This window comes from Streptomyces sp. NBC_00210, from assembly GCF_045160975.1.
In the GTDB taxonomy this organism is placed as follows: Bacteria; Actinomycetota; Actinomycetes; order Streptomycetales; family Streptomycetaceae; genus Streptomyces.
In genome coordinates this window covers 3190825-3215076 of record NZ_CP108120.1, presented here as the reverse complement: position 1 = coordinate 3215076, position 24252 = coordinate 3190825, and the positions used below count along the sequence as shown (strand labels likewise).

22 protein-coding genes are annotated in these 24252 nt (G+C 70.1%); 12 read left to right on the top strand and 10 right to left on the bottom strand.

Features of this window, described 5'->3' with window-relative positions; all coding sequences use genetic code 11:
• The first annotated feature begins 6 nt into the window (after positions 1-6).
• The gene (locus OG729_RS14435) at positions 7-1305 is read left to right on the top strand and encodes a hypothetical protein (RefSeq protein WP_405806384.1); all 1299 of its coding nucleotides are present in this window, start codon (positions 7-9) and stop codon (positions 1303-1305) included.
• 136 nt (positions 1306-1441) lie between these two features.
• Here OG729_RS14435 and OG729_RS14430 read toward each other — a convergent pair whose 3' ends face one another.
• Positions 1442-1801 carry a DUF192 domain-containing protein gene (locus tag OG729_RS14430; protein WP_405806383.1) on the bottom strand — a complete coding sequence of 120 codons (360 nt, stop codon included), beginning with the start codon at positions 1799-1801 and terminating at the stop codon, positions 1442-1444.
• A 68-nt stretch (positions 1802-1869) separates the two neighbouring features.
• Between OG729_RS14430 and OG729_RS14425 the strand changes: the two genes are divergently transcribed.
• On the top strand, positions 1870-2688 hold the full coding sequence (locus OG729_RS14425) for a prepilin peptidase (RefSeq protein WP_405806381.1): 819 nt from the start codon (positions 1870-1872) through the stop codon (positions 2686-2688).
• Positions 2689-2842: 154 nt separating this feature from the next.
• Complete coding sequence (locus tag OG729_RS14420) at positions 2843-4396, top strand: DUF2079 domain-containing protein (protein ID WP_405806380.1); 1554 nt, start codon at positions 2843-2845, stop codon at positions 4394-4396.
• Here OG729_RS14420 and OG729_RS14415 read toward each other — a convergent pair.
• The gene (locus OG729_RS14415; protein WP_405806378.1) at positions 4374-5528 is read right to left on the bottom strand and encodes a winged helix DNA-binding domain-containing protein; all 1155 of its coding nucleotides are present in this window, start codon (positions 5526-5528) and stop codon (positions 4374-4376) included. The two genes, OG729_RS14420 and OG729_RS14415, sit on opposite strands and share 23 nt — an antisense overlap.
• 143 nt (positions 5529-5671) lie before the next feature.
• Between OG729_RS14415 and OG729_RS14410 the strand changes: the two genes are divergently transcribed.
• Positions 5672-6025: a winged helix-turn-helix transcriptional regulator gene (locus OG729_RS14410; RefSeq protein ID WP_405806377.1), complete on the top strand. Its 354-nt coding sequence runs from the start codon at positions 5672-5674 to the stop codon at positions 6023-6025.
• A gap of 223 nt (positions 6026-6248) precedes the next feature.
• Here the strand turns inward: OG729_RS14410 and mgrA are convergent, their stop codons facing one another.
• Entirely contained in the window at positions 6249-7325 is a 1077-nt protein-coding gene (mgrA, locus tag OG729_RS14405) for an L-glyceraldehyde 3-phosphate reductase (RefSeq protein ID WP_405806376.1), read from the bottom strand.
• A gap of 186 nt (positions 7326-7511) precedes the next feature.
• Between mgrA and OG729_RS14400 the strand changes: the two genes are divergently transcribed.
• The 7 genes from OG729_RS14400 (at position 7512) to OG729_RS14370 (ending at position 16962) form a co-directional block, all read left to right on the top strand.
• The gene (locus OG729_RS14400) at positions 7512-8273 is read left to right on the top strand and encodes an isoprenyl transferase (RefSeq protein ID WP_360879284.1); all 762 of its coding nucleotides are present in this window, start codon (positions 7512-7514) and stop codon (positions 8271-8273) included.
• A 298-nt stretch (positions 8274-8571) separates the two neighbouring features.
• Complete coding sequence (locus OG729_RS14395) at positions 8572-9894, top strand: PhoH family protein (protein WP_404724333.1); 1323 nt, start codon at positions 8572-8574, stop codon at positions 9892-9894.
• A 371-nt stretch (positions 9895-10265) separates the two neighbouring features.
• Complete coding sequence (locus OG729_RS14390) at positions 10266-10976, top strand: transglycosylase SLT domain-containing protein (protein ID WP_360879278.1); 711 nt, start codon at positions 10266-10268, stop codon at positions 10974-10976.
• 129 nt (positions 10977-11105) lie between these two features.
• Positions 11106-12455 (top strand): AI-2E family transporter, encoded by a 1350-nt coding sequence (locus tag OG729_RS14385; RefSeq protein WP_405806374.1) that lies wholly within the window; start codon positions 11106-11108, stop codon positions 12453-12455.
• A complete protein-coding gene (locus OG729_RS14380; protein WP_405806373.1) occupies positions 12452-13204 on the top strand; it encodes a hypothetical protein in 753 nt (250 codons plus the stop codon). The genes OG729_RS14385 and OG729_RS14380 overlap by 4 nt, the downstream gene beginning before the upstream one ends.
• Before the next feature lie 75 nt (positions 13205-13279).
• The gene (locus tag OG729_RS14375) at positions 13280-16642 is read left to right on the top strand and encodes a PQQ-binding-like beta-propeller repeat protein (RefSeq protein ID WP_405806371.1); all 3363 of its coding nucleotides are present in this window, start codon (positions 13280-13282) and stop codon (positions 16640-16642) included.
• A gap of 14 nt (positions 16643-16656) precedes the next feature.
• Entirely contained in the window at positions 16657-16962 is a 306-nt protein-coding gene (locus OG729_RS14370) for a hypothetical protein (protein WP_405806369.1), read from the top strand.
• Positions 16963-17030: 68 nt separating this feature from the next.
• Here OG729_RS14370 and OG729_RS14365 read toward each other — a convergent pair whose 3' ends face one another.
• Both OG729_RS14365 and OG729_RS14360 read right to left on the bottom strand, forming a co-directional pair.
• Positions 17031-17564 carry an alkyl hydroperoxide reductase gene (locus tag OG729_RS14365; RefSeq protein ID WP_405806368.1) on the bottom strand — a complete coding sequence of 178 codons (534 nt, stop codon included), beginning with the start codon at positions 17562-17564 and terminating at the stop codon, positions 17031-17033.
• 6 nt (positions 17565-17570) lie between these two features.
• A complete protein-coding gene (locus OG729_RS14360) occupies positions 17571-18125 on the bottom strand; it encodes a peroxiredoxin (protein ID WP_360879260.1) in 555 nt (184 codons plus the stop codon).
• A 138-nt stretch (positions 18126-18263) separates the two neighbouring features.
• Between OG729_RS14360 and OG729_RS14355 the strand changes: the two genes are divergently transcribed.
• On the top strand, positions 18264-19214 hold the full coding sequence (locus OG729_RS14355; RefSeq protein WP_405811135.1) for a LysR substrate-binding domain-containing protein: 951 nt from the start codon (positions 18264-18266) through the stop codon (positions 19212-19214).
• Between the two features lie 19 nt (positions 19215-19233).
• Here OG729_RS14355 and OG729_RS14350 read toward each other — a convergent pair whose 3' ends face one another.
• From OG729_RS14350 to OG729_RS14330, 5 genes are all read right to left on the bottom strand, one after another.
• Positions 19234-21600 carry an FtsX-like permease family protein gene (locus OG729_RS14350; RefSeq protein WP_405806366.1) on the bottom strand — a complete coding sequence of 789 codons (2367 nt, stop codon included), beginning with the start codon at positions 21598-21600 and terminating at the stop codon, positions 19234-19236.
• Positions 21597-22283: an ABC transporter ATP-binding protein gene (locus OG729_RS14345; RefSeq protein ID WP_360879254.1), complete on the bottom strand. Its 687-nt coding sequence runs from the start codon at positions 22281-22283 to the stop codon at positions 21597-21599. The genes OG729_RS14350 and OG729_RS14345 overlap by 4 nt, the downstream gene beginning before the upstream one ends.
• Positions 22280-22804, bottom strand: coding sequence for a PadR family transcriptional regulator (locus OG729_RS14340; RefSeq protein WP_405806364.1), 525 nt, complete (start codon positions 22802-22804; stop codon positions 22280-22282). Before OG729_RS14340 ends, OG729_RS14345 begins: the two co-directional genes overlap by 4 nt.
• Before the next feature lie 121 nt (positions 22805-22925).
• Entirely contained in the window at positions 22926-23195 is a 270-nt protein-coding gene (locus tag OG729_RS14335; protein WP_405806363.1) for a hypothetical protein, read from the bottom strand.
• Positions 23141-24076 carry an SPFH domain-containing protein gene (locus OG729_RS14330; RefSeq protein ID WP_405806361.1) on the bottom strand — a complete coding sequence of 312 codons (936 nt, stop codon included), beginning with the start codon at positions 24074-24076 and terminating at the stop codon, positions 23141-23143. Before OG729_RS14330 ends, OG729_RS14335 begins: the two co-directional genes overlap by 55 nt.
• Between the last annotated feature and the right edge of the window lie 176 nt (positions 24077-24252).

Genomic DNA, 24252 nt, shown 5'->3' with positions numbered 1-24252 from the left:
GGATCAGTGACAAGTGGCAGAGCCGGAGCGGTCATCGTGCTGGCCCTCTGTACCCTCGGTTTGGCGGCCGTGCCGGTCGCCGCCTCGTCTCCGGCCGGGCCGGAGAACCTGGCGCCGTACCGGACGGCCCAGGGCGCCATTCCCGTACGAGGTACCGCAGCGAGCACCGACGGGCCGAGGCTGCGGCCGGGGACGTACACCGACACCATCTCCGCGGGGCAGAAGAAGTACTACCGGGTGGAACTGGATGACAGGACCAATGCCTACGTCTCGGCCGTTCTCGCTCCACCGCCCGGGAGCGCGGTGCAGCCCACGGACGGAATCCGGGTCACGCTGGAGTCCACCGACGGCGTGAAGTGCAGCGTCAGCAACGAGGTCAGCTTCGGGAGCGCCACCTCCCGTCCCATCGCCGACTACGCCACCCGGCGCATCGAGGACGGCCGGGATTGCCAGAGCGCGGGCGACTATCTCTACAGCGTCGAGTGGACCGGTTCCGGCAGTGGCCCGGGCGCCGGTGGCTGGCCCGTGGAGCTGAAATACATGACGGAGCCCGGGCTGAAGGCCGGGGCGGTGGTGCCGTCGGCGCCGGCCACGTGGGGTACGCAGGCACCTCAGCCCGCTGCCGGGACAGCAAAAGGTGTGAGCGGCGGCACCGGCTTCAACGATGCGCCCGCGGTGGGACAAGGAGCCTGGAAGGACGAACTGAGCCCCGGTGAAAGCCGCTTCTACAAGGTGCCGGTCGACTGGGGGCAGCAACTGTTCCTCGACGCGGAATTCGCGAATTCGACGACCGAGCAGACGCCTGTGGTGGTCGGCGGGCTGCGGCTGTCCCTGTTCAACACCGCCCGTGGATTCGTGCGGAGCGCGGACACCAACTACCTGGGCAAGCCCGCGGCGGTCGGCTTCGGCACTGCCCCGGCCGCCTTCTCCAACCGTGCCTCGTCCCAGGACGACACGGGCGCGATGCGCTTCTCCGGCTGGTACTACGTGAGGATCACCCTAGACCGCCAGATCGACAGCACCCTCCCCATGACTCTGCGCGTGGGCATCGGGGGCGAGCCACAGCAGGGCCCGGCGTACGACGGGGACGCGACGGCGGCAGGGTTCGGCATCACGGACGCGGACCGGGCGGCCGCCCAGGAGGGCCGTGCCGAGGACGGCGGCGCGGAGAACGCGGGGCTGAAGGCGCTGGGCATCGGGGCGATCGGGCTGGGGACGGTGCTGCTGCTGGGGCTCGGCGCGTGGGCGTTTGTCGGGCGTCGCGGAGAGGTGACGGAGAGGGGCCCGTCGCCGTGGGAGCTCTGAGCCGTCACCGCGACGACCCGCGCCGCGCCCAACAGGCCTGGGCCGTCGCCACGCCTGACCGGCCCCCAACAGGTCTGAGCCGTCGCCACGACGGACCGCACAGGCGGCTGCGCGCAGGTGGCCGAGCTCGCTGAGCTCAGCCAATCACCACCTGCACCCCCGGGCGCAGGCCCCAGCCCGCCATCGCCCCCGCCGCCGCCTCCAGCACATGCCGCGCCCTCAGCCGTGGTCTGCCGAGCCGGCCCGGCTGCATCACATGCAGGTCGACGACCCTCAACTCCTTGTCCAGATACGCCACATCGATGGCGAAGCGCATCTTGAAGGTGTGCACGCTGTTGCACGGCGTCAGCAGGATCGCGCCCTCGATCCCGTCCCGCCCCAGCAGCCCCCGCCGCCGCAGCCCGTATGTGGCCGCGATTTCCACCGGCACCGCCGCGTCCCGTCCGGGGACCCGCAACGTCCCTGTGCCGCCCTGCCATTGACGCCGTCCAGCCATGGTCGTAGACCGTAGCGTCCGGCGTACCACCATGGCCCCTGGAGCGCCGGGAGTAGGCCCCAGGGCCCATGACCGGACTCGGTCGGCCGCCTACGCTCGCTGCCGTGTACGCCACGCTGATCGCCGTCGCCGCCCTCTGGGGCGCCGCCGCCGGGCTGCTCGTCCCGCGCGCCGCATACCGGCTCTCCGTCGAGCCTGGGGAGGCGTGGCGGGACGCGTGCCCCGCCGGGCACCCGTTCACCGGGCCCGCGAGGGGCTGGCTCGGTGGTTCGCGGTGTACGGCCTGCGCCGCCGCCGTTCGGGTCCGTACTGCCGAAGGCGCTGCAGAACCGGAGCCCGACGCGCCCTCCTGTTACACCGTCCCCCTCGTCACCGCCGTCAGCTGCGCCGTCCTCGCCGCCGCCACCGGGCCGCGCCCCGAGCTGGCCGTCTGGCTGCTGCTGACGCCCTTCGCCGTACTGCTTGCCGTCGTCGACCGCACGGTCCACCGGCTGCCCGACCAGCTCACCCTCCCGCTCGCCGCCGCGGCCGCCGCACTGCTCGGCCTCGCCGCGCTGCTCCCCGGCGCCGCGGGCTCCTGGCCCGCCGCGCTGCTCGGCGGGCTCGTCCTCGGCGCCGCCTACCTCGTGCTCTTCCTGATCCACCCGAACGGCATGGGCTTCGGCGACGTCAAACTGGCCCTCTCGCTCGGTGTCGTCCTCGGCTGGTACGGCTGGACGGTCCTCTTCTTCGGCGCCTTCGCCGGGTTTCTGCTCGGCTCGCTGTACGGCCTCGGTCTGATGGCCCTGCGTCGCGCCGGCCGCAAGACCGCGATCCCGTTCGGGCCCTTCATGATCGTGGGGGCGCTGTGCGGTCTGCTGCTCGGAGCCCTCGCGACGACGGGGTAGTACCGGCTGCGCACGCCGCGGCCCCCGGGGTGGAACCGGCTGCGCCCGCCGCGGCGAGGCGGTAGCACCGCCGCCGTACGGCTCGGCGACGCGCTTCCTCATCGAGGCGTTCAAGCCCGTCCGGCGCCGTCGGGCCCGTCTAGCATCCGGATGCATGCGGACATTTTCTGACAATGCGGTGGCGCGACGCGGACTGCTGCGGTCCCCCATCCCCACCCCTTCGCCGGAACCCGGATCCCGCCCGACTGCCCGCTTTCCCGTCGCCCTGCTCCCCTGGACCTGGGCGGCGGCGTTCTTTCTGCTCTACGCCACCGTGGCCGTACGGCGCCACCAGCTGCTGCGCACCACCGGCTACGACCTCGGCATCTTCGAGCAGGCCGTGCGCGCCTACTCCCAACTGCGGCCGCCCGTCGTCCCGTTGCGCGGCGACCACTTCAATCTGCTCGGCGACCACTTCCACCCGGCGCTCGCCGTCCTCGCCCCCCTCTACCGGCTGTGGCCGTCCCCCCTGTGCCTGTTGGTCGCCCAGTCCGCACTGCTCGCGCTGGCCGCCGTGCCGCTCGTGCGCCGGGCCCTGCACGTGCTCGGCCGCCGTCCGGCGCATGCCGTCGCCCTCGGCTACGGCCTGAGCTGGGGCATCGCATCCGCCGCCGCCTTCGATTTCCACGAGGTCGCGCTCGCCGTGCCGCTGCTCTCCTTCGCCCTGGAGGCGCTGGCCCGACGGCGCTGGGTCCCGGCGGTCGCCTGGGCCGCCCCACTGGTGCTGGTCAAGGAGGACCTGGGGCTCACCCTCGCCGCGCTCGGCTGCTACGTCGCCTGGAAGGGCCCGCGCCGGCTCGGCGTCGTCACCGCGGCGGCCGGCCTGCTCGCCTCGGCGATCGAGATCGAGCTACTGCTGCCCGCCTTCAATCCGGCGGGCGGCTACGCCCATGGCGAGAACCTCGCCGAGGGCGCACACAGTTCGCTGCTCACCACGATCGCCTTCGCCCCGCTCGACGCGCTGCGACCCGACATCAAGGCCATGACCCTGATCCTGGTCTTCGCGCCGTCCGCGCTGCTCGCCCTGCGTTCACCGCTCGCGCTGCTCGCCCTGCCCACTCTCGCCTGGCGGATGCTGTCCCAGAACGGCTTCCACTGGGGCACGTCCTTCCACTACAGCGCCGTACTGATGCCGGTCGTCTCCGCCGGGCTCATCGACACGCTGCGGCAGTGGCGCGGCGCCGACCATCCGCTCGCCACCCGCCACATCCGCGCCTCGCTCGTCACGGTCCTCGCGGTCACCGTCGTCATGCTGCCGTCCTTCCCCCTCGCCCAGCTGGCCCAGCGCGCCACCTGGCAGGCGACCCCCCATATCGAGGCCGCCCGCTCACTCATCGCGAAAATCCCCGACGGCGCCACCGTCGCGGCCTCCAACCGCCTCGCCCCACAGCTCACTTCACGCTGCGAGGTGGTTCTCTTCCCGACCTTCCCGGTCCACGCGCGGCTCTACGAGTACGACACGAAGCGGCTGCCCCGCCCCACCGCCGAGTGGATCATTCACGACAGCAGGGCGCCCGAGGCCTGGCCGTACCGCACGGGCCACTGGCCCTACCCGCTGGCGCAGCAGGTAGCCGAACTCGACCTGGCGCAGCGCAGGTACGGGTATGAGCGCATCGCCCAGCGCGACGGCATCACCCTGCTGCGTCTCAGGCATGCGGCCCGACCGTGATCCTCCCCACCGTCAACTCCGCCCGGCCTTCCAGGACTTCGCCGATCCGCCGCACCTGCTGGGCCAGCTCGCCGCGCCCGGCAGCAAAGTCCAGGCTGTCCCCGATCGGCTCCACCGTCACCGCGATCCGCCGCCCGGACCGCCGCTGGTGCCAGACGCCGGCGACGGTCCCGTCCACCAGCACCACCGGGTAGTTCCCGGCCTGTCCGCCGGCCAGCGCCCGCTCGTATGCGGCACCGGGGAAGAGCAGCTCGCGAGGCTGGGAGGCGATGGTGTACGCGTCGAAGTACGGCAGCAGCCGCACACCCCGTGGCGGGGTGTCGGGGAAGGCGGTGTCACCGGCCGCCACCCACGCCGGGCCGCCCTCGAACGCCGCCTCCTCGATCGTTCCCTCGACCGCCAGCCTCGTGAACAGCTCGTCAGCCCAACTCTTCGGAGTAGCAAGCCACTTTGCGAAGTGCTGCGGCGTTGCGGGCCCGTAGGCGTGCAGATAACGCCGTACGAGCTCCGAGAGTGCGGCGGCTGACTCCATGGGGGTCACGCCGGGGCTGGTGTAGGTGACTTTGCGGCCGTGGTTGGGTCCGAAGGCAAGCACCCCGCGGTGCGCGGCCGTGTGCGTCATCTGCCGCCAGCGCGGCCACTTGTCCTGGAAGGCGTCCATCACCCGGTCCCCGGCCCAGGTCCCGGTGCGCGCCACGATCGCGTCCGTCAGCTCGTCGATGGTCAGCTCGGCACCGTCGAGTGCGTCCCCGATGGCCGCGACGACCTGGTCGGTCTGCTCGGCGGTCATCCGTACGTCCGGGGGCATCGGGTTCGCGCCGGAGGGGATCGCGGACAGCGCCCCGGTCCACATCGGCAGATCCGCCGTGGCCAGCAGATGGATCGTGCCGCGCGGTCCGTACGTCTTCACCAGGCTGCGGTCCGTCCACAGCGCCTCGCGCACATCGGCCCGGGTCGCGCCGCCGTCCAGCCGCAGCGCGAGTGACAGCTCGGCGGCGGACAGCACCTGCGCATGCGCGCCGAGCATGGCGGCGGCCATCGCACCCGGGGAGCCCTTGGCGGGTTCGGCCAGCCCCTGGCGCAGCAGCCGGCGGGCGTTGGCCTCGTTCCACGTCACACTGTGCGTCGTCATGGGGACGACTCTAGGGTTGAATTAGGCCAGGTTCTGTCCGCATTGCCGCTCCGGCCCCGCGCCCTCGTCCCTCGCCCTCGTACGGTCGTGTACTGGCGAAACGGTAAGCGTCGCCAAGTGTCGTACATCTCCCAGGAGTTGCGGTGGCCAAGATCAAGACTTCCTACCGCTGCGGCCTCGACGCGGCTGTGGACGTCGTCGGCGGAAAGTGGAAGCCCCTCATCCTGTGGGTCCTGCACGACGGGACGTACCGCTTCGGAGAGTTGAAGCGCCGTGTGAGCGGCGTCAGCGAGAAGATGCTCATTCAGCAGCTGCGCGAGCTGGAGGCGGACGGCATCGTCCACCGCGAGGTGTACCGAGAGGTCCCGCCGCGCGTCGAGTACTCCCTCACCGAAATGGGGCAGGCCCTCAACGCCGCTCTGCTCCCGCTCGGCGAGTGGGGTGACACCTTCATGGGGCGGATTCTCGCCAACAAAGCCGAGCAGTCGCCGGTCTGACCCGCCGTCAACCTGACGCCCGTATTCGGGGGTCGCTCTTGTGGGGTACGGCCCCGGCAGCGGCCCGCCGCTGACCGTGCGTTGTACGCCGAATCCGCTGCATGGTTGCGGCATGGCGTGGCACCCAGCACGACTGGCGAAGGGTTATGGTGGAAACCCCCCCTCGGGCCGGTCCGTATCCCCCCCCACGGACCGGCCCGTTTTCTCTTCCCGGCTCCACCCGTCAGCTCCGCCCGGCCCAGATGTTGGTGCCCTCGGTGTCGACCGCGAAGGTGTCGATCTCCTTCAACTCCTCGGCGCTCAGCGGCGGTCCGGCCAGCGCCGCGACGTTCTCCTCCAGCTGCTGCACGCTGGACGCGCCGATCAGCGCGGAAGTCATCCGCGGGTCCCGCAGCACCCAGGAGATCGCCAGCTGGGCGAGCGACTGCCCGCGCGCGGCCGCGATGTCGTTCAGACCCCTCAGCCGCCGCAGGACCTCGTCGGAGAGCAGGTTCGGGTCAAGGGACTTGCCCTGGGTGGCCCGCGAGCCCTCCGGGATGCCCTTGAGGTATTTGTTGGTGAGCAGGCCCTGCGCGAGCGGCACGAAGGAGATGCATCCCATGCCGGCTCTCTCCAGTGTGCCGAGCAGTCCTCCCCCAGACTCCGTCCTGGGGGACCCCCATCTCGCTTCGCTCCCCTCGATCCAGCGGTTGATCATCGAGTACGAGGGCTGGTGGATGAGGGCGGGGACGCCCATCTCCTTCAGTAGCCGGGCCGCCTCGGCACTCTGCTCGGCGGTGTACGACGACACACCCACGTACAGCGCCTTGCCCTGCTGTACGGCAGAGGCCAGCGCGCCCATCGTTTCCTCGAGCGGAGTGTCCGGGTCGAAGCGGTGGGAGTAGAAGATGTCGACGTAGTCCAGGCCCATCCGCTTCAGGGAGGCGTCGAGGGAGGAAAGCAGATACTTCCGCGAACCCCACTCGCCGTAGGGCCCGGGGTGCATCAGATAGCCCGCTTTGGTCGCAATGATCAGTTCGTCGCGGTATGGCGTGAAATCCTGTGCAAAGATCTTGCCGAAATTGAGCTCGGCCGAGCCGGGCGGCGGACCGTAGTTGTTCGCCAGATCGAAGTGCGTCACACCCAGGTCGAAGGCGCGGCGCAGGATTGCGCGCTGCGAGTCCAGGGCGCGGTCGTCGCCGAAGTTGTGCCAGAGGCCGAGCGAGATCGCGGGGAGCTTGAGCCCGGAGCGGCCGCTGCGCCGGTACTCCATCGATTCGTAGCGGTCCGTGTCGGCTCGGTAAGAAGGGGTATCAGTCACGCATCCCTCCTTATCACGGACTTGTGACAGACCGGGTTGGGTCGCTGTGGCCCGTGCGCAGTACTGTGGCGGCTTCGGGGACTGCGGCCCGGAGGGGTCTGGAGCGGTGCCGCATCTCGCGGGGGCCGGTCCCCGGGACCCCGCCAGGGGACGGACGATCCCCGACGGAACCGAGAGGTGGACTCAGTGAACTTGCGCGACCTGGTGTACGGGCTCTACGCACGCCGGGTGGAAGGCCGACTCGACCACGCCCAGGTGCCCAAGCACATCGGCGTCATCCTCGACGGCAACCGTCGCTGGGCCAAGGCCTCCGGCGGTACGGCCGCGCAGGGCCACAAGGCCGGGGCCGACAAGATCTCCGAGTTCCTCGGCTGGTGCCACGAGACCGATGTCGAGGTCGTCACGCTGTGGATGCTGTCCACGGACAACTTCGACCGGCCCGAGGACGAGCTGATCCCGCTCCTCGGCATCATCGAGAACACGGTCCGCGGCCTCGCCGCCGACGGCCGCTGGCGCGTCCACCACGTCGGCACGCTGGACCTGCTGCCCGCCCGCACCCAGTCCGTACTGAAGGAAGCCGAACAGGCGACCGACGGCATCGACGGCATACTCGTGAACGTGGCCGTCGGCTACGGCGGCCGCCAGGAGATCGCCGACGCGGTCCGCTCCCTCCTGCTGGAGCACGCCGACAAGGGCACGAGCTTCGAGGAGCTCGCCGAGATCGTCGATGTCGAACACATCTCCGAACACCTCTACACCCGTGGCCAGCCCGACCCGGACCTGGTCATCCGCACCAGCGGTGAGCAGCGTCTGTCCGGCTTCATGCTCTGGCAGAGCGCTCATTCGGAGTACTACTTCTGCGAAGTTTTCTGGCCGGCCTTCCGCAAGGTCGACTTCCTGCGTGCGCTGCGCGACTACGCCGCCCGCCACCGCCGCTACGGCACCTGACGAGGGACACGCGCGACTCCCGCGCACCCGCGTGAGCGCTGTCACCCCCTGTTCACCCACGCGCCGTCATATGCCATGGCATGGCTGCGCTTGTTCGAGGGAATACCCCTTCCAGAGTGAGTGGCACAGAGTCCGCTCACCCGGGAGGCCCTTTGCACCAGGACGACCGTGCAGTACCTGTACGGACGACGCGGAGGGCCGGTGTTCGGCCCGCGCAGCGAGGCCCGAGCCCGGCCCCATCCCCCCGCGACGCCGTCGCAGTCGCACCCCGACCTCATCCGAGGGGGTACGTCCTTCCGTGGTGAACAGCACAAAGCGCCGCATGCCCGACAGGCGCACCTACGTTCTCGACACCAGCGTCCTGCTGGCCGACCCGAACGCCCTGAGCCGCTTCGACGAGCACGAAGTCGTGCTCCCGATCGTGGTGATCACGGAGCTGGAGGCCAAGAGGCACCATCCGGAGCTCGGTTACTTCGCCCGTCAGGCACTGCGCCTGCTGGACGACTTCCGGATCCGGTACGGACGCCTCGACGACCCCATCCCCATGGGTGACCTCGGCGGCACGCTCCGTGTCGAGCTCAACCACTCCGATCCCGGTGTCCTTCCGGCCGGCTTCCGATTGGGGGACAACGACTCACGGATTCTGGCGGTAGCGCGCAATCTGCAGGCCGAGGGGTATGACGTCACCGTCGTCTCCAAGGATCTGCCGCTGCGTATCAAGGCGTCTTCCGTCGGCCTGCTGGCCGAGGAGTACCGGGCAGAGCTGGCCATCACCGACTCCGGCTGGACCGGCATGTCCGAACTGCCTCTGTCGGCCGAACAGGTGGATCTGCTGTACGGAGAGGACACGCTGTACGTCCCCGAGGCGGCCGAGCTGCCCGTGCACACCGGCCTCGTCCTCCAGTCCGAGCGCGGCAAGGCGCTGGGCAGGATCACCGCCGAGGGCAATGTCCGGCTGGTGCGCGGCGACCGGGAGGCCTTCGGTATCCACGGCCGCAGCGCCGAGCAGCGCATCGCCCTCGATCTGCTCCTCGACCCGGACGTCGGCATCGTCTCGCTGGGCGGGCGGGCCGGCACCGGAAAGTCGGCGCTGGCGCTCTGCGCCGGCCTGGAGGCGGTCCTGGAGCGCAGGCAGCACCAGAAGGTGATGGTCTTCCGGCCCCTGTACGCGGTGGGCGGGCAGGAGCTCGGCTATCTGCCCGGCACCGAGGCCGAGAAGATGAGCCCCTGGGCGCAGGCGGTCTTCGACACGCTGTCGGCCGTGGCGGGCCGCGAGGTGATCGAGGAGGTGCTGGGGCGCGGCATGCTGGAGGTCCTGCCGCTCACTCATATCCGGGGCCGCTCGCTGCACGACGCGTTCGTCATCGTCGATGAGGCCCAGTCGCTGGAACGGAACGTCCTGCTGACGGTTCTGTCCCGTATCGGGGCGAATTCCCGGGTTGTACTCACGCATGACGTGGCACAGCGGGACAATCTGCGCGTCGGCCGATATGACGGAGTCGTCGCAGTTGTCGAGAAGTTGAAGGGCCATCCGCTCTTTGCGCATGTCACCCTCACCCGCTCCGAGCGCTCGCAGATCGCCGCGCTCGTGACCGAAATGCTGGAGGACGGCCAGATCTAGTACGGAATAAGGCAGTTGGCGCCGCCCGGCAGAACGCAAGAGCGTAGCCGGGCGGCGTCGTGCTGTGCGCCGGTTTCTCCAAAACTCCTGGCGTAAACGGGGTGTGAGCTTTCACACGTAACGAAGAATTGCCTTGCGGCGTCGGCTTCCGGCAGAGTCTTGCTTCCGTCAGGCCCCGCATACGACACACCAGCACCACCCGGTGCACCGCACCACACAACTCAAGACCCGCCGTCGTGTGCCGCCCGAGAGCATCATGCGGCTTCTCCCGTGAGGGAGTTGCCCACCGGGTCCGCGCCTCCCGTGACCCAGGTAGTAGGGAGGCCAGCGCCAGGGGCACGATCGCGCTCGCAAGGTCACCGAAGCGGGCGATGCTGGAAGGAAACCGTGTGAGCCGGATCTCGGTCCGGGGATTCGCGGTGGCATCTGCCACTGCGGTCACCACCGTCGGCGCCGTCGTGGGCGTTGCGTCGGGCACTACGCAGCCCTCGAACGACAACCTCGAGGCTACGGCGGCCGACGCGACTCTCCTCGCAGACATACCCATGGGCCAGCAGGCCCAGGTTCAGGTCTCGTCCCTGACGCAGCAGGCCGAAGCGCAGGCCGCTGCCGCGGACGCGGCTGCGAAGAAGTCTGCCGAGGAAGCCGCCCGCCTCCAGGCTGCCAAGACCGCCGAGGCGAAGAAGGAAGCCGCCGACAAGGAGGCCGAGCGCAAGCGCGAGGAAGCGGAGGCGCGCGCCAACCGCGACTCCCTGCGCGACGCGTCGAGCTTCTCCGCGAAGAGCTCCTACACGGTCGAAGAGGTCAAGGCGATCGCGCGGCAGATGGTCCCGGCCGACCAGTTCCAGTGCTTCAGCAACATCGTGAATCACGAGTCCACCTGGAACTACCAGGCGCAGAACGCGTCTTCCGGTGCTTACGGTCTCGTTCAGGCGCTGCCCGGCTCGAAGATGGCCTCGGCCGGCGACGACTGGCGGACAAACCCGGCAACCCAGATCAAGTGGGGCCTGAACTACATGAACAGCCGCTACGACAGCCCTTGCGGCGCGTGGTCGTTCTGGCAGGCCAACAACTGGTACTAGGACCAGCCCGGGTTCGCCCCCCGCTCAACTTCACGCAGCCCCTCGCCGTCCTACGGTGGGGGGTTCCGTGCGTGTACCGTCGGACCGGAACAGCTCCCGGGGGGAGTGGTGGGGGGAAGAGGAAAGATCATGTCACGAGTGCCTGGATGGCTCGCCGGGCTGGGCGCCGGGCTGACCCGGATCAGCGAGCGCCTGGACGAGCGCCGCAACGAGGCCGAGGCGGACGACGTGCCCGACGTCGCCGTCCCGGCCGCCCGGGACAGCATCCCGCCGCCGCCCGCCTACGCCCCCACCGTCGCGGCCCGCCCCGATCCGGTCGCCGCGATCCCCTGGGGCATGCGCGTCGCCGCCGAGGCCGGCTGGCGGCTGCTCGTGCTGGCAGGCACGCTCTGGGTGTTGATACGCATCATCAGCGCGGTCCAGCTGGTGGTCCTCGCCTTCGTCGCGGCGCTGCTCGTCACCGCGATGCTCCAGCCCACCGTCGCCCGGCTGAAGAGGCTCGGCCTGCCGCGCGGTCTGGCCACCGCGGTCACCGCGATCGCGGGCTTCGTCATCATGGGCCTGGTCGGCTGGTTCGTGGTCTGGCAGGTCATGGACAACCTCGACAATCTCTCCGACCGGGTCAGGGACGGCATCGAGGAGCTCAAGCGCTGGCTGCTGGACAGTCCGTTCCATGTCACCGAGCAGCAGATCAACGACATCGCGAAGAACCTCAGCGACACCATCGGGACCAACACCGAGGAGATCACCTCGGCGGGTCTGCAGGGCGTGACGGTGATGGTGGAGATCCTCACCGGGATACTGCTGGCGATGTTCTCCACGCTCTTCCTGCTGTACGACGGGAAGCGCATCTGGCAGTGGGTGCTCAAGCTGGTCCCGGCACAGGCCCGTGAAGGGGTCGCGGGGGCGGGGCCGCGCGCCTGGCGCACGCTGACCGCGTATGTGCGCGGCACGGTGATTGTCGCCCTGATCGACGCGATCTTCATCGGACTCGGCATCTACTTCCTCGATGTGCCGATGGCCGTGCCGCTCGCCGTCTTCATCTTCCTGTTCGCCTTCATCCCGCTGGTCGGCGCGGTCATCTCCGGTGCGCTGGCGGTGGTCGTCGCGCTGGTCACCCAGGGCGTGTTCACCGCCCTGATGGTGCTGATCGTCGTCCTTGCCGTGCAGCAGCTCGAGGGCCATGTGCTGCAGCCCTTCATCCTGGGCCGGGCGGTGCGGGTGCATCCCCTCGCCGTTGTCCTGGCGGTGGCGGCGGGTGGCCTGACAGCGGGGATCGGCGGCGCGGTGGTGGCCGTACCGCTGGTGGCCGTCACCAATACGGTCGTCGGCTATCTGCGCGCGTACGGCCAGGAGCAGGCGCTGCGTGGTGCGGCGGTGGTCGAGGCCGCGCCGACGGCTGCGCCGGCGCCACTCACGGCGTCCGGGCCGGCTGCGGCGGGTACGCCGGGCACGGCGGGCGCCGAGGGGCGCGAGTGATATCCGAGCCGGAACTGGTCGGGGAGGACGAGCCGTTCGGCGGCGCGGAGATTCCCGGCCCGCGGGCGGAGCTGAACGCCGGGCCCGAGACGGTCGGAACGGACGACGTCTCGCGCGTTCGGCGGCGGCCGCTGAAGTCATGGCTGTGGGCGCTCGGGGGCGCGGTGGCCGCGTCGGCGGTGTGGGCGGGTGGCCTGTACGCGTACGAGAGGCCGGACCCGGACGTCGGCGCGTACCGGACCAGCCGCAACCTCTGCGTCGAGACCGAACTGAAGGCGCTGTCCACGGCACTCGGCAAGACGGAGACGCCGACGCCGACGGGGCGCGAGCACGAGGGCAGGGATGTGGCGTTCTGCTGGATCACGCTGCGGGACAGTACGCAGAAGCAGCAGTCGTACGAGTCGATGCCGACGAGTGCCTTTCTCACCTACACGCTGCACAAGAAGACCGACCCGGGGCCGGAGTTCGAGGCAAGCGTCGTCTCGCCGACGACGGCGCTGTTCGGCGGGGAGAACCAGGTCAAGCTGGAGCGGGTCCAAGAACTCGGCGAACGCGCCTTCTTCGCCCAGGCCGAGGGCGACGACTCGCCCGTCCTCCATGTCCTGGACGGCCAGGCGGTGCTGACGCTCGGCGTCCTGGCGGGCAGCACGCCGGGGTCGGACGGCCAGGAGGCGCCGACGGATCTGTCGGGGATCAAGCCCTTCATGATCGAGGACATGCGGACGCTGATGGCCAAGCTGCAGAGCTGAACTCTTGCGGACGGCTCGATGAAAGTCGTTCGATCTTGGCGGAATTCGAGCGGATGCTCGCTAGCGTCCGCTCTCATGAAACATATACGCACAGCGGCCGGGCTCTGTCTCGCGCTGCTGTTCCTTGTGCTGGGCGTCGGAGCCCAGCCCGCGATGGCGCATGTCTCCCGCGAGCACGCCGAACTCGTCGTCGCCACCGGTGACAACGTCACCAGCGGCCGTCTCATCGTGCATCGCGACGTGGTGTCCCCCGAGAGGGCCGGCACCTGGGCATCCTCGATGCTGTCGGCACCCTGCCCGGCCACCGGCTCGGGCGTGCCCGGCGACGACGGCGGGGTGCCCGGCGGTGTCGTCATCGAACTCGCGTGGAGCTGCCACATCGACGCGCTGGACATGAGCCCGCTCCTCGACAAGGGCGGACTGACCCGGGTCGTCGTCGAGTTCGACGGCACAGCGGTCGACGCCTCCGCGGCAACGCCGCTCGTCGACGCCAAGGGTGCGCACGCGCTCCCGACGTTCCCCTGGCTCGCCGTCGTACTCGTGGCTGCGGCCGGTGCCGTGTTCGTACTCGCCGCCCGGCGGCTGCCGTCCCTCGTCCGCGGGCTGCGCACAAGCCGTCGGTTCCGGCTCGCGACCGCGGGAGCCGTCGCCCTGTCGTGCCTCGCGCCCCAGGCGGCCTTCGCCGACGACACGACACCGGCCACCGCCACCGTCGAGGGCACCGTCTTCAAGGATCGCAACGGCAACGGCGAGCGGGACAAGGGCGAGCGTGCCATGCCCGGCGTCGACGTCACGGACGGCGCCGCGTGGGCCACGACCCGCGCGGACGGCTCGTACACCCTGGCCATCGACCCGACGCGGCGTGAGACCGACCTCGTCAGCATCGTCTCGCCCGACGGCTACACCCCGGCCCTGCGCAAGGACTACATCCCGCAGTTCTTCCACAAGGTCCCCCAGACCGGCGGCACCGGCATCGACTTCGCGCTCGTACCGGACCGCAACGCCTCGGACCCCACCGAGAAGTGGGTCATGAACTCCGACCCCGAGGTCGGCAACCGCACCGACGCCGAGGCCCGCACGGCGCTGCCCCAGTGGACCGGCCAGGTGCAGGCGATGTCCGAGGTCGACGGCGCGACGATGCAGATCGCGACCGGAGATCTGACCGTCACGGACTATGCGGAAGAGCCGCGCCGGCAGGGCGCGTACGACCTCTTCAGCAAGGGGTTGGAGCAGGGTCGGCTCGGCCACCCCTTCTACCCCGTGATGGGCAACCACGACTTCGGCGGCACGGCCGCCTCCAAGGGCTACGCCGGCAGCCTGGAGTACTACCGCCGCAACCTCGCCCCCGAGTGGTACAGCTTCGACCGCAACGGCCGCCACATCGTCGTACTCGAGGACAACTACGACGCGAGCGGGCTGAAGCCCCAGCTGGAGTGGCTGGGCAGGGACCTGGCCCAGCACGCGGTCGGCAAGCAGGTGTTCGTCTTCGCGCACCGCTCGCTGTTCACCCAGTGGGGACCCGGCGCGGGCATGCAGCCGACCATCGACGAGCTGGCGAAGTACGACGTACGGATGGTCGCCGCCGGTCACAACCAGCAGGCCGAGTTCCGGCGCGGTGCCTTCAAGCGCTCCGTCGAGATCAACAACCAGGGCACGTACGGTATCGACGGCGCCCACCCCGACTACAAGGTCCTCGACTTCAGCGGCATCACCGACGATCTGCGCACAAGCCGCAACGAGGACACGGGTCATGTGACCGGCATCCACCGGCAGTTCGACATCGACGACGACTCCGCGCTGGTCAGCCCCGCGCAAGGCAGCGTGCACGGCGCGCAGGCCGGAGTCCCCGTCGAGGTGTACGCGGAGGACGACGGCCGCACGCCCGCGAAGGCCACGCTGACCCTGCGCGACAGCCACGGCCATACGGTGAAGCGCACTCGCCTGCGCTTCGGCGACTCAGGGGACAGGCCGGGCATCGAGAACTGCTACACCCCGCCCGGCGGCAGGGCCGAACCCTGCCCGGACGCACGCGGTGCATGGACCCGGGCGAGCGACAGGCTGCACGGACTGAGGCCCGGCACCTACACGGCCGAGACGACCGTGTACGACACCCGGGGCAAGGCGTTCCCCGCGCTGCCCGCAGTGAAAAGCACCTTCCAGGTCGTACACGACTCCGCGCTGCCGAAGCCGAGCACCGGGCAGGACTGGCTGCGGCAGGGCGGCAACGAGGCGGGACAGTCCGCGAGCGGCGACAACCCGGGCGACCGGCTCGACCTCAGGTGGACCCGGCACACGGGCGAGCAGTTCAACCTGAACGGTTCCGTGATCGCGGATGGCAAGCTGATCGTCTCGTCCCGCGCCTTCGACTCTCCGTACAGCATGATGCTCGCCTACGACATCACATCCGGCCGCGAGATCTGGCGCAGCTATCTGGACGGCGACGCCGAATCGGCGCCGACACTCCACGACGGACGGGTCTATCTGACGACCGGCGTCGGACGGATCTACGCGCTGGACGTCAAGGACGGACACATCGCCTGGGAGTCGATCGACCGTGAGGAGCAGCACGGCGACACCGTGCGCCGCTACGGCCGAGCGGGCGGGCCGGTCAGCGTCTTTCCGCTCGTCGGCGACGACCGTACGGTCGCCGTCTACCAGGACTGGGACACCGTGCGTTGCCGTGACGCCAAGACGGGCGAGAAGCAGCCCGGCGGCTTCGGGGCCGCGGCCTCCTGGGGCCAGTCCCACAGCACGGCGGTGCGCCGGCCCGGCTCCAACACCGCCTATCTGCACTCCTCGTCGAGCAACACGGTCATCGCGATGGACCTCGCGAGCTGCAAGCAGCTGTGGGTGACGGACACCGCGGGCGACATCGACAGCCACTCGTCGCCCGTGCTGACGCAGCCCGCCTCGGGCCCGGCGAAGCTGGTGACCTTCACGGCGTACGGAGTCCGCGGGCACGACCCGAAGACGGGCGCGGTGACCTGGGAGTCCAAGGCGGGCGGCGGCAGCACCTGCGAGCCGGGGCGGGCCCCGCTCACCAGCCCGGCCGTGTGGGGCGACAGCGCCTATGTCGCGGGCCGCGACGGTGTCGTACGCGCCTATGACACGAGCGCGGCCGATCCGTCGAAGCCCGTGTGGGAGACCAAGGCCGGATATCTGGCGGGCGAGAGCCCGATGGACGACAAGTGGCGCGTCGCCATGGGCTGCTCGGCGGGCGCGGGTTCGCCGACGATGCATCCGCTGGTCACCAAGTCCCTTGTGTATGCCGGGACATGGGACGGGCGGCTGCTCGTGCTGGACCGCGCCACCGGCACGCAGCTCGCCGCGTACAACCTCGGCGCGGGAGTGACTTCGGCGCTCTCCGCGAGCGGTGACTGGGTCGTCGCCCTCACGGACGACGGCACCGTCCACGCACTCGCCGCCCGCCGGGACTGAGGGGAAGCACCACCGTGCGATCACTGCGCACCTGGGTGCTGCTCCTCCTGGCCGCCGTCCCCGCGCTGCTGTTCGGCAGCGCGGGGACGGCCCAGGCGCACCCCTTCGGCACACCGCCCGTCGTCAAGGTCGAGGCGAAAGGCTCGGCCGTGGTCGGCCTGATCGTGCTGCGGGGGCGTGACGCGCTGCTGGACCGCGTCTCTCGCTCCCCGGCCGTGCGTACCTGGACCCGGAGGGTTCCGCTCTTCGCTGCCTCGGCGGTGGTGGCCGGAGGCGCGGTGGCCTCGGCGCTGGCGGCGGGCCAACTCCTCGCACCGTAAAGCCGTCCGCAACAAGGCGCCCCGTCCGGCTCGCAGCCGGTCCGGGCGCCCTTGCCATGGCGCGGGACTCAGTCCGCGAGCACGGCTTCCGCGTCCAGGGTCGTACCCACGGCCTGGATCACCGAGGCGATTTTGAAGGCCTCCTGGATCGTCTCGCGGTCCACGCCCGCCTTGCGCAGTACCTGCTCGTGCGAGTCGAGGCACTGGCCGCAGCCGTTGATCGCGGAGACGGCGAGCGACCACAGCTCGAAGTCGACCTTCTCCACGCCCGGGTTGCCGATGACGTTCATCCGCAGACCCGCGCGCAGCGTCCCGTACTCCGGGTCCGACAGCAGGTGCCGGGTCCGGTAGAAGACGTTGTTCATCGCCATGACCGCGGCGGCGGACTTGGCGGCGGTGTACGCCTCCGGGGAGAGGTTGGCCTTGGCCTGCGGCTCCAGCTCGCGCAGCACCTTCGGCGAGCGCGAGGCGATCGCGCAGGCCAGGACGGTGCCCCAGAGCTGCTGCGGCGGCAGCTCGCTGTTGCCGATCACCGAACCGAGGTTCAGCCTCAGGTCCTTGGCGAAGTCCGGTACCGCGGACTTCAGTTCATCGAGAGACATCCGGGATCACTCGCCCGACAGGAGCGCGGCCGGGTCGAGCGTGTTCTCGCCCTTGTTCCAGTTGCACGGGCACAGCTCGTCGGTCTGCAGGGCGTCCAGCACCCGCAGGACCTCCTTGGGGTTACGGCCCACGGAACCGGCGGTCACCATCGTGAACTGGATCTCGTTGTTGGGGTCGACGACGAAGACGGCGCGCTGCGCGAAGCCGTCCTCGCCCTCGATGCCGAGGTCGCGCATCAGCTCGTGCTTGGAGTCGGCCATCATCGGGAAGGGCAGGTCACGCAGGTCGGCGTGGTCCTTGCGCCAGGCGTGGTGGACGAACTCGGAGTCGCCGGAGAAGCCGAGGATCTGGGCGTCACGGTCGGCGAACTCGTCGTTCAGCTTGCCGAAGGCCGCGATCTCGGTGGGGCAGACGAAGGTGAAGTCCTTGGGCCACGCGAAGATGATCTTCCACTTGCCCTCGTAGGACTTGTGGGTGATCTCCTCGAACTCCTTGCCGCTCTCCAGCGAGACGCAGGCGGTCAGTTCGAACGTGGGGAACTGGTCACCGACAGTGAGCACGCGCTCTCCTTGCGGATGGGAAGCCCCTTTTGAGGGCTTCCGTGGGGGTTGGACGGATTCTTGATCCTGTCACAGGGTCTATTGATCACAGAAATAGCTAGACTGGGTCAGCGTGATCGGAGGTGCCTATCAGTGGTCGTGGCGAACGGTGCCGTACCCAGAGGCAAGCAGCCCACTCTGGCGCAGCTGCGCGCCTTTGCCGCCGTGGCCGAGCATCTGCACTTCAGGGACGCGGCCGCGGCGATCGGGATGAGCCAGCCCGCCCTGTCCGGCGCGGTCTCGGCGCTGGAGGACGTCCTCGGCGTGCAGCTGCTGGAGCGTACGACCCGCAAGGTGCTGCTCTCGCCTGCCGGTGAGCGGCTGGCGGCACGGGCCAAGGCCGTCCTCGACGCGGTCGGCGAACTGATGGAGGAGGCCGAGGCGGTACAGGCGCCCTTCACCGGGGTGCTCAGGCTCGGGGTGATCCCGACCGTCGCGCCCTATCTGCTGCCCACCGTGCTTCGGCTGGTCCACGAGAAGTACCCGGACCTCGATCTGCAGGTCCATGAGGAGCAGACCTCGTCATTGCTCGACGGGCTCGCGGGCGGGCGGCTCGACCTGCTGCTCCTCGCCGTGCCGCTCGGCGTGCCCTCCGTCACCGAACTCCCGCTGTTCGACGAGGACTTCGTCCTGGTCACGCCCGAGGACCACTGGCTGGGCGGCCGCCAGGACATCCCCCGCGAGGCGCTGAAGGAGCTCCATCTCCTGCTCCTCGACGAGGGGCACTGCCTGCGTGACCAGGCGCTCGACATCTGCCGGGAGGCGGGCCGGGCGGACGGTGCCGCGGTGACCACCACCGCGGCAGGTCTGTCCACCTTGGTGCAGCTGGTCGCCGGCGGACTCGGTGTGACGCTGCTGCCGCGGACCGCCGTCCAGGTGGAGACCGGACGCAACGAGCGCCTGGTGACGGGGTACTTCGCGGATCCGGCGCCGACGCGCCGGATCGCCCTGGCGATGCGCGCGGGTGCGGCACGCCAGGGCGAGTTCGAGGAGTTCGCCGAGGCCCTGCGGGACGCGATGCGGCCGCTGCCCGTGCGGGTCCTCGGCTGACCGTTCCGTACGCCGGCGACTACTCCGTACGCAGCCCGTCGGGGCGCATCAGACGCCACAGCGGCGGCAGGCTGAGCAGCGTCACCAGCGCGATCAGACCGCCGCCGACCCCGACGATCGGCAGGAAGCCCCACCAGTCGGCGACCTGCTTGTCGACCAGTCTCAGCAGGACGAGCCCGAGCCCGATGCCGCCGGTGACCGCCAGCGCGAGCCCCAGTGCGATCGGCACGGCCGTCTGCCACAGCACGGACCAGCTCAGTGTGGCGCGCCGGGTGCCGAAGGCGACCAGCACCGACAGCAGCCGCTTGCGGTCGCGGAGCTGCTCCAGCGTGGAGACGAGCATCGACGCGGCGATCAGCAGCATCGTCGCGGTCGCGCCGACGAACAGACCGGTGCGCACGCTGGAGTACTGGCTGTCACGCTCGAAGTTCTGCAGCGTGGAGACGCTGGTCAGCGGGTCGATGGCGGCCGCACTGTTACGGGCGTACTCGGCCGCATCCTCCGCGTCCGGGTCGAGCCGGATCATCGCCCTGGCCATCGGGCTCACCAGCTTCGACACATCGACGGTGGACGGCGTCGCCATGATGCCGAAGGAGACCTGCCCGACCGGGTCGGTACGCGATTCCACCGTCCTGGCGGATGCGGGGATACGCCACAGCACCGGCTTGGTCGTCTTCGCCTCGCCTCCCGGGCCGAACTGCTGCCGGTTGAGGTTGACCTGGGCGCCGGGCCGGGCAGTCTCGGCGAGATATTCGTCCGACGGTCCTCGAGTGCCGTGCGTACGGGCGATGAAGACGTCGCCGTCCTTGCAGGAGGGCAGCTTCGCCAGCTCCCGCAGCGACGGGCAGTCGGCGACAGTGATCTGGGTGATGGGGATGAAGTCCTCGCCCGCACGTATCGGTCCCGGCCGGTCGACGGACGCCTCGATCATCCCGATCACGCTGGAGACGCCCTTGGTCGCCGAGTACTTCTCGATCATCTTGCGCGCCGCGGAGCCGTCCGTGGCCTTCGCGCTGGTCTCGAGCTGGGCGCGGGCCGCGTCCATGCCCGTCGGCTTCATGAAGTCGCTCTGCACGGAGCTGAGCAGCATCTGCAGCGCGATGGCACCCGCCGCCGCGACGACGATGCCGCTCACCGCGCGGGCCGCCGTTCCGCTGCTCAGCTGGAGCCGCCGTACGGCCAGTTGCCAGGGCACGGGCCCGCCGCGCAGCCGGCCGACCACCGCCTCCACCAGCCACGGAAGCAGCAAGGTGACCCCGGTCAGCACCAGCAGCGCGCCGCCGGCGATCTGATAGGTGGCGATCTCCGTGTCCCCGAGGCCGACCTGGCCCGACTGGGGCAGCAGCAGGGCGAGACCGGCGAGCGGCAGGAGCAGCCGCCACCACAGCCTGCGGCGTCGCGGAGCGGTGTTGCGTACGACTCCGAGCGGCTCGATCGACACATTGCGCAGCGCGAAGAGGGTGACCCCGATCGCGGAGGCCGGTACGGCGACGGCGATCAGCGCGGTCAGCACCGGGCTCGGCACGATGTCAAAGGGGAAGGCGTTGACGTTCCAGATCGTCACCGAGCCGATGAACTGCCGTATCAGCGCGAGGAATCCGGCGCCCGCGACCAGCCCGAGCAGTGCGCCGCACAGTGACTCACCGGCCGCGATCCGCCGTGTCATCGCCCGGTCGGAGCCGACCAGCCGGAGCGCGGCGAGCCGCCGGTCGCGCTGCTCGCCGCCGAATCGCACGGCGGTGGCGATGAACACGGCCACCGGCAGAAGCAGGGCCACACAGGCCATGACCATGATGAGCAGGAGCACCGCGCTCATCGGGTCGCCCTTGCCCTGGTTGCCGCCGTAGCTGTCCGCGCGCCATTCGGCCGCTGCCGGGGAGAGGGTGGAACTGCCCGCGTAGTAGAACAGCTCACCGGGGCCGATCAGACCACGGTCCCCGATGGTGGCGGTGACCCGGTACGGCAGCCGGTCCTTCAGCAGTGCCCCTTCGGGGGAGTTGAGCAGGTCGGCGAGGGCGGGGGAGACGGCCATCTCGCCGGGGCCCGGCAGCTTCGCCAGGCCGGGCGGCGCCGGGGCGTCGCTGCCGTCGGGCCGCAACACGGCGCCGTTGACGGTGTCCGAGCGGTAGAGCGTGCTGGTCTGGGCGAAGAGGAACGAGCGCTCGGAACGCTTCACCTCGTCGTTGTAGGTGACCGCGCGGTCCGCTTCGCGGGTGTCGCGGCTCTCGATGAGATGTGGCACGGACGCGGCGACCAGCAGCAGGGAGACGCCCAGGCCGACGCCGATGGCGGTGAGGATCGTACGGATCCAGCCGCGCCGGCCGCCGGTGACGGCGAACCGGGCGCCCAGGGCGAGATCCCGTATCCAGGTGGCGCCGCCGCTCATGCCACGCCCGCCATGTCGCGCACCTTGCCGTCGCGGACGATGACTTCGCGGTCGGAGTACGCGGCGACCCGGGCCTCGTGGGTCACCAGGACGACCGCGGCGTTGGTGTCCCGGGCGGCGTCGGTCAGCAGCTCCATCACCCGCTCACCGTTGAGTGAGTCGAGTGCTCCGGTGGGCTCGTCGGCGAAGAGCACCCGCGGCGAGGTGACCAGCGCGCGGGCGACCGCGACGCGCTGCCCCTGGCCGCCGGAGACCTCACCGGGCCGCTTGTGCCCGACGTCGGCGACTTCGAGGCGCTCCATCCACTCCTGCGCGGTGCGCTCGGCGGCCTTGCGCCTGACGCCGGTGAGCCGCAGGGGCAGGGCGACGTTCTCCGTACAGCTCAACTCCGGTACGAGCTGGCCGAACTGGAAGACGAAGCCGAACTCCGTACGGCGCAGAGTGCTGCGCTCGGTGTCCGACATCGCGGTGAGGTCGCGTCCGCCGTAGCTGATCGACCCGGCGTCCGGCCGCACGATCCCGGCGAGGCAGTGCAGCAGGGTCGACTTGCCGGAGCCGGAGGGCCCCATGACGGCGACGACCTCGCCGGGATGGATGGAGAAGGACGCGCCGTCGAGGGCAGGGGTGGGGCCGTACGCCTTGTGCAGATCGGCGGCGACGAGGAGGGAGCCCGCGGGGGTCATCCGAGCACCGCCTTCTCGAGCTGGCCGAGCCGGGCGGCGGTCAGCTCCAACCAGCGCAGATCGGCTTCGAGGTGGAAGAGGGCGTGATCGCAGATGAGCTGGTCGGCGAGGTCGCCGCGGCGCTTGCGGTCGGTGAGGATGCGCATGAGCCGCAGATGTTCGGCCCGCTGCGTATCGAGGAGATCGGCGGCACTGCGGCCGGTGAGCAGGGCGAGGACGACCTTGGTGTAGAGGGTCGACTGGAGATACGGCTCGGGCTTCTCCGGCTGCGCGAGCCACTGCGAGACGTCGGTGATCCCGGCGTCGGTGATGGCGTAGCGCTTCCGCTCGGGTCCGCCGCCGGCCTCGATCCCGTCGACCTCGACGAGACCGTTCTTCAAGAGGCGGGACATGGTCGAGTAGACCTGCCCGTAGTGGAGGGGCCGGTCGTGGCCGAACTTTTCGTCGAAGGTGCGCTTGAGGTCGTATCCGTGGCGCGGGCCGGACTCGAGGAGCGCGAGGAGGGTGTGACCGATGGACATGGGAAGCACTGTACACGTGGTGTATACGCCCTGTGTATAGCTCGGGTGAATCCGCGCGGAGGCGCCTTCGGGAAGCGGGCAGCGGACCCGCGCCGCGCGGGTCCGCTGGTGGTCCTGCTCGCTACTCCGGGCCCGCCGGGGGCTTCGGCGGACGCCCCCGGCGGGGGATCGGGCCCACACTGCCCGGGAGGCGGCCCGCTTCCGACAGGGCGCGGCGGAGGATGAACTCGATCTGCGCGTTCGTACTGCGCAGCTCGTCCGACGCCCACCGCGCCAGCGCTTCGTACACCGCCGGGTCCAGCCGCAGCAGTACCTGTTTGCGTTCGGGGGGCGGCGTCACTGGTAGAGCGTGCCCGTGTTGAGGACCGGCTGTGCCGCGCGGTCTCCGCACAGCACCACCATCAGATTCGACACCATCGCCGCCTTCCGCTCCGCGTCCAGTTCGACGATGTCCTGCTCCTGGATCCTCACCAGCGCCGCCTCGACCATGCCCACCGCGCCGTCCACGATCTGCCGCCGCGCCGCGACCACCGCGCCCGCCTGCTGGCGCTGGAGCATCGCGGACGCGATCTCCGGCGCGTACGCGAGATGCGTGAAGCGCGACTCGATGATGTGCACGCCCGCCGCCTCCACACGCGCGTGCAGCTCGACCGCCAGCTTCTCGGTGATCTCCTCCGCGTTGCCGCGCAGCGAAAGCCCGTCCTCGTCGTGCGCGTCGTACGGGTACTCGATCGCGATGTGCCGTACCGCCGCCTCCGTCTGCGTGGAGACGAACTCCAGGAAGTCGTCCACCTCGAACATCGCCTGCGCGGTGTCCTCCACCTTCCAGACCACGACCGCCGCGAGCTCGATCGGGTTGCCGTACGCGTCGTTCACCTTCAGTACCGCGGTCTCGTGGTTCCGTACCCGCGTCGAGATCTTGGACCGTGAGGTGAGCGGGTTGACCCAGCGCAGCCCGTCCGTGCGGATCGTGCCCCGGTAGCGCCCGAAGAGCTGCACGACCCGCGCCTCGCCGGGCGCGACCGTGTTCAGCCCGCACATCGCGACGAACGCCGCGACCGCTATCACGATGCCGGCCAGGATCAGCGCCACCTTCGCGCCCGTCGCGGCGAGAGCCGACCCGGCCACGATGAGCACGATCCCGAGGCCGAGACCGACCAGACCCAGCAGCAGGGCAAGCCCGCCGCCGATGTTGTGGGCCGGAAATTCACGAACGTGTGGTGCCGGCATCTGAGGCAGGTCGTCCGTCGTTCCGGTGCTGGTGGCAGGCATGATCGCTCCCCGTTTCCGCGGTCGGCGACCATCGCCGACGCTTTAGCAGAGTGATATCACATTATCTTCGACAGCAACCCTGCGCACCTCTCGTGAGTCGGTTCCTTGAGACGGGGTGCTGATTCTCACGTCCGGAAAAGGCCGGATCGGTCGCCCTTTGTCTGGACGAGCGGTGT

Bases quoted from the DNA above. Each gene is read 5' to 3' on its own strand.
- OG729_RS14330 (WP_405806361.1), bottom strand. From the start codon at position 24,076: ATGCCTGCCACCAGCACCGGAACGACGGACGACCTGCCTCAGATGCCG.
- OG729_RS14385 (WP_405806374.1), top strand. From the start codon at position 11,106: ATGTCACGAGTGCCTGGATGGCTCGCCGGGCTGGGCGCCGGGCTGACC.
- OG729_RS14425 (WP_405806381.1), top strand. From the start codon at position 1,870: ATGACCGGACTCGGTCGGCCGCCTACGCTCGCTGCCGTGTACGCCACG.
- OG729_RS14415 (WP_405806378.1), bottom strand. From the start codon at position 5,528: ATGACGACGCACAGTGTGACGTGGAACGAGGCCAACGCCCGCCGGCTG.
- OG729_RS14345 (WP_360879254.1), bottom strand. From the start codon at position 22,283: ATGACCCCCGCGGGCTCCCTCCTCGTCGCCGCCGATCTGCACAAGGCG.
- OG729_RS14420 (WP_405806380.1), top strand. From the start codon at position 2,843: ATGCGGACATTTTCTGACAATGCGGTGGCGCGACGCGGACTGCTGCGG.
- OG729_RS14430 (WP_405806383.1), bottom strand. From the start codon at position 1,801: ATGGCTGGACGGCGTCAATGGCAGGGCGGCACAGGGACGTTGCGGGTC.
- OG729_RS14365 (WP_405806368.1), bottom strand. From the start codon at position 17,564: ATGTCTCTCGATGAACTGAAGTCCGCGGTACCGGACTTCGCCAAGGAC.
- OG729_RS14375 (WP_405806371.1), top strand. From the start codon at position 13,280: ATGAAACATATACGCACAGCGGCCGGGCTCTGTCTCGCGCTGCTGTTC.
- OG729_RS14350 (WP_405806366.1), bottom strand. From the start codon at position 21,600: ATGAGCGGCGGCGCCACCTGGATACGGGATCTCGCCCTGGGCGCCCGG.
- OG729_RS14340 (WP_405806364.1), bottom strand. From the start codon at position 22,804: ATGTCCATCGGTCACACCCTCCTCGCGCTCCTCGAGTCCGGCCCGCGC.
- OG729_RS14390 (WP_360879278.1), top strand. From the start codon at position 10,266: ATGCTGGAAGGAAACCGTGTGAGCCGGATCTCGGTCCGGGGATTCGCG.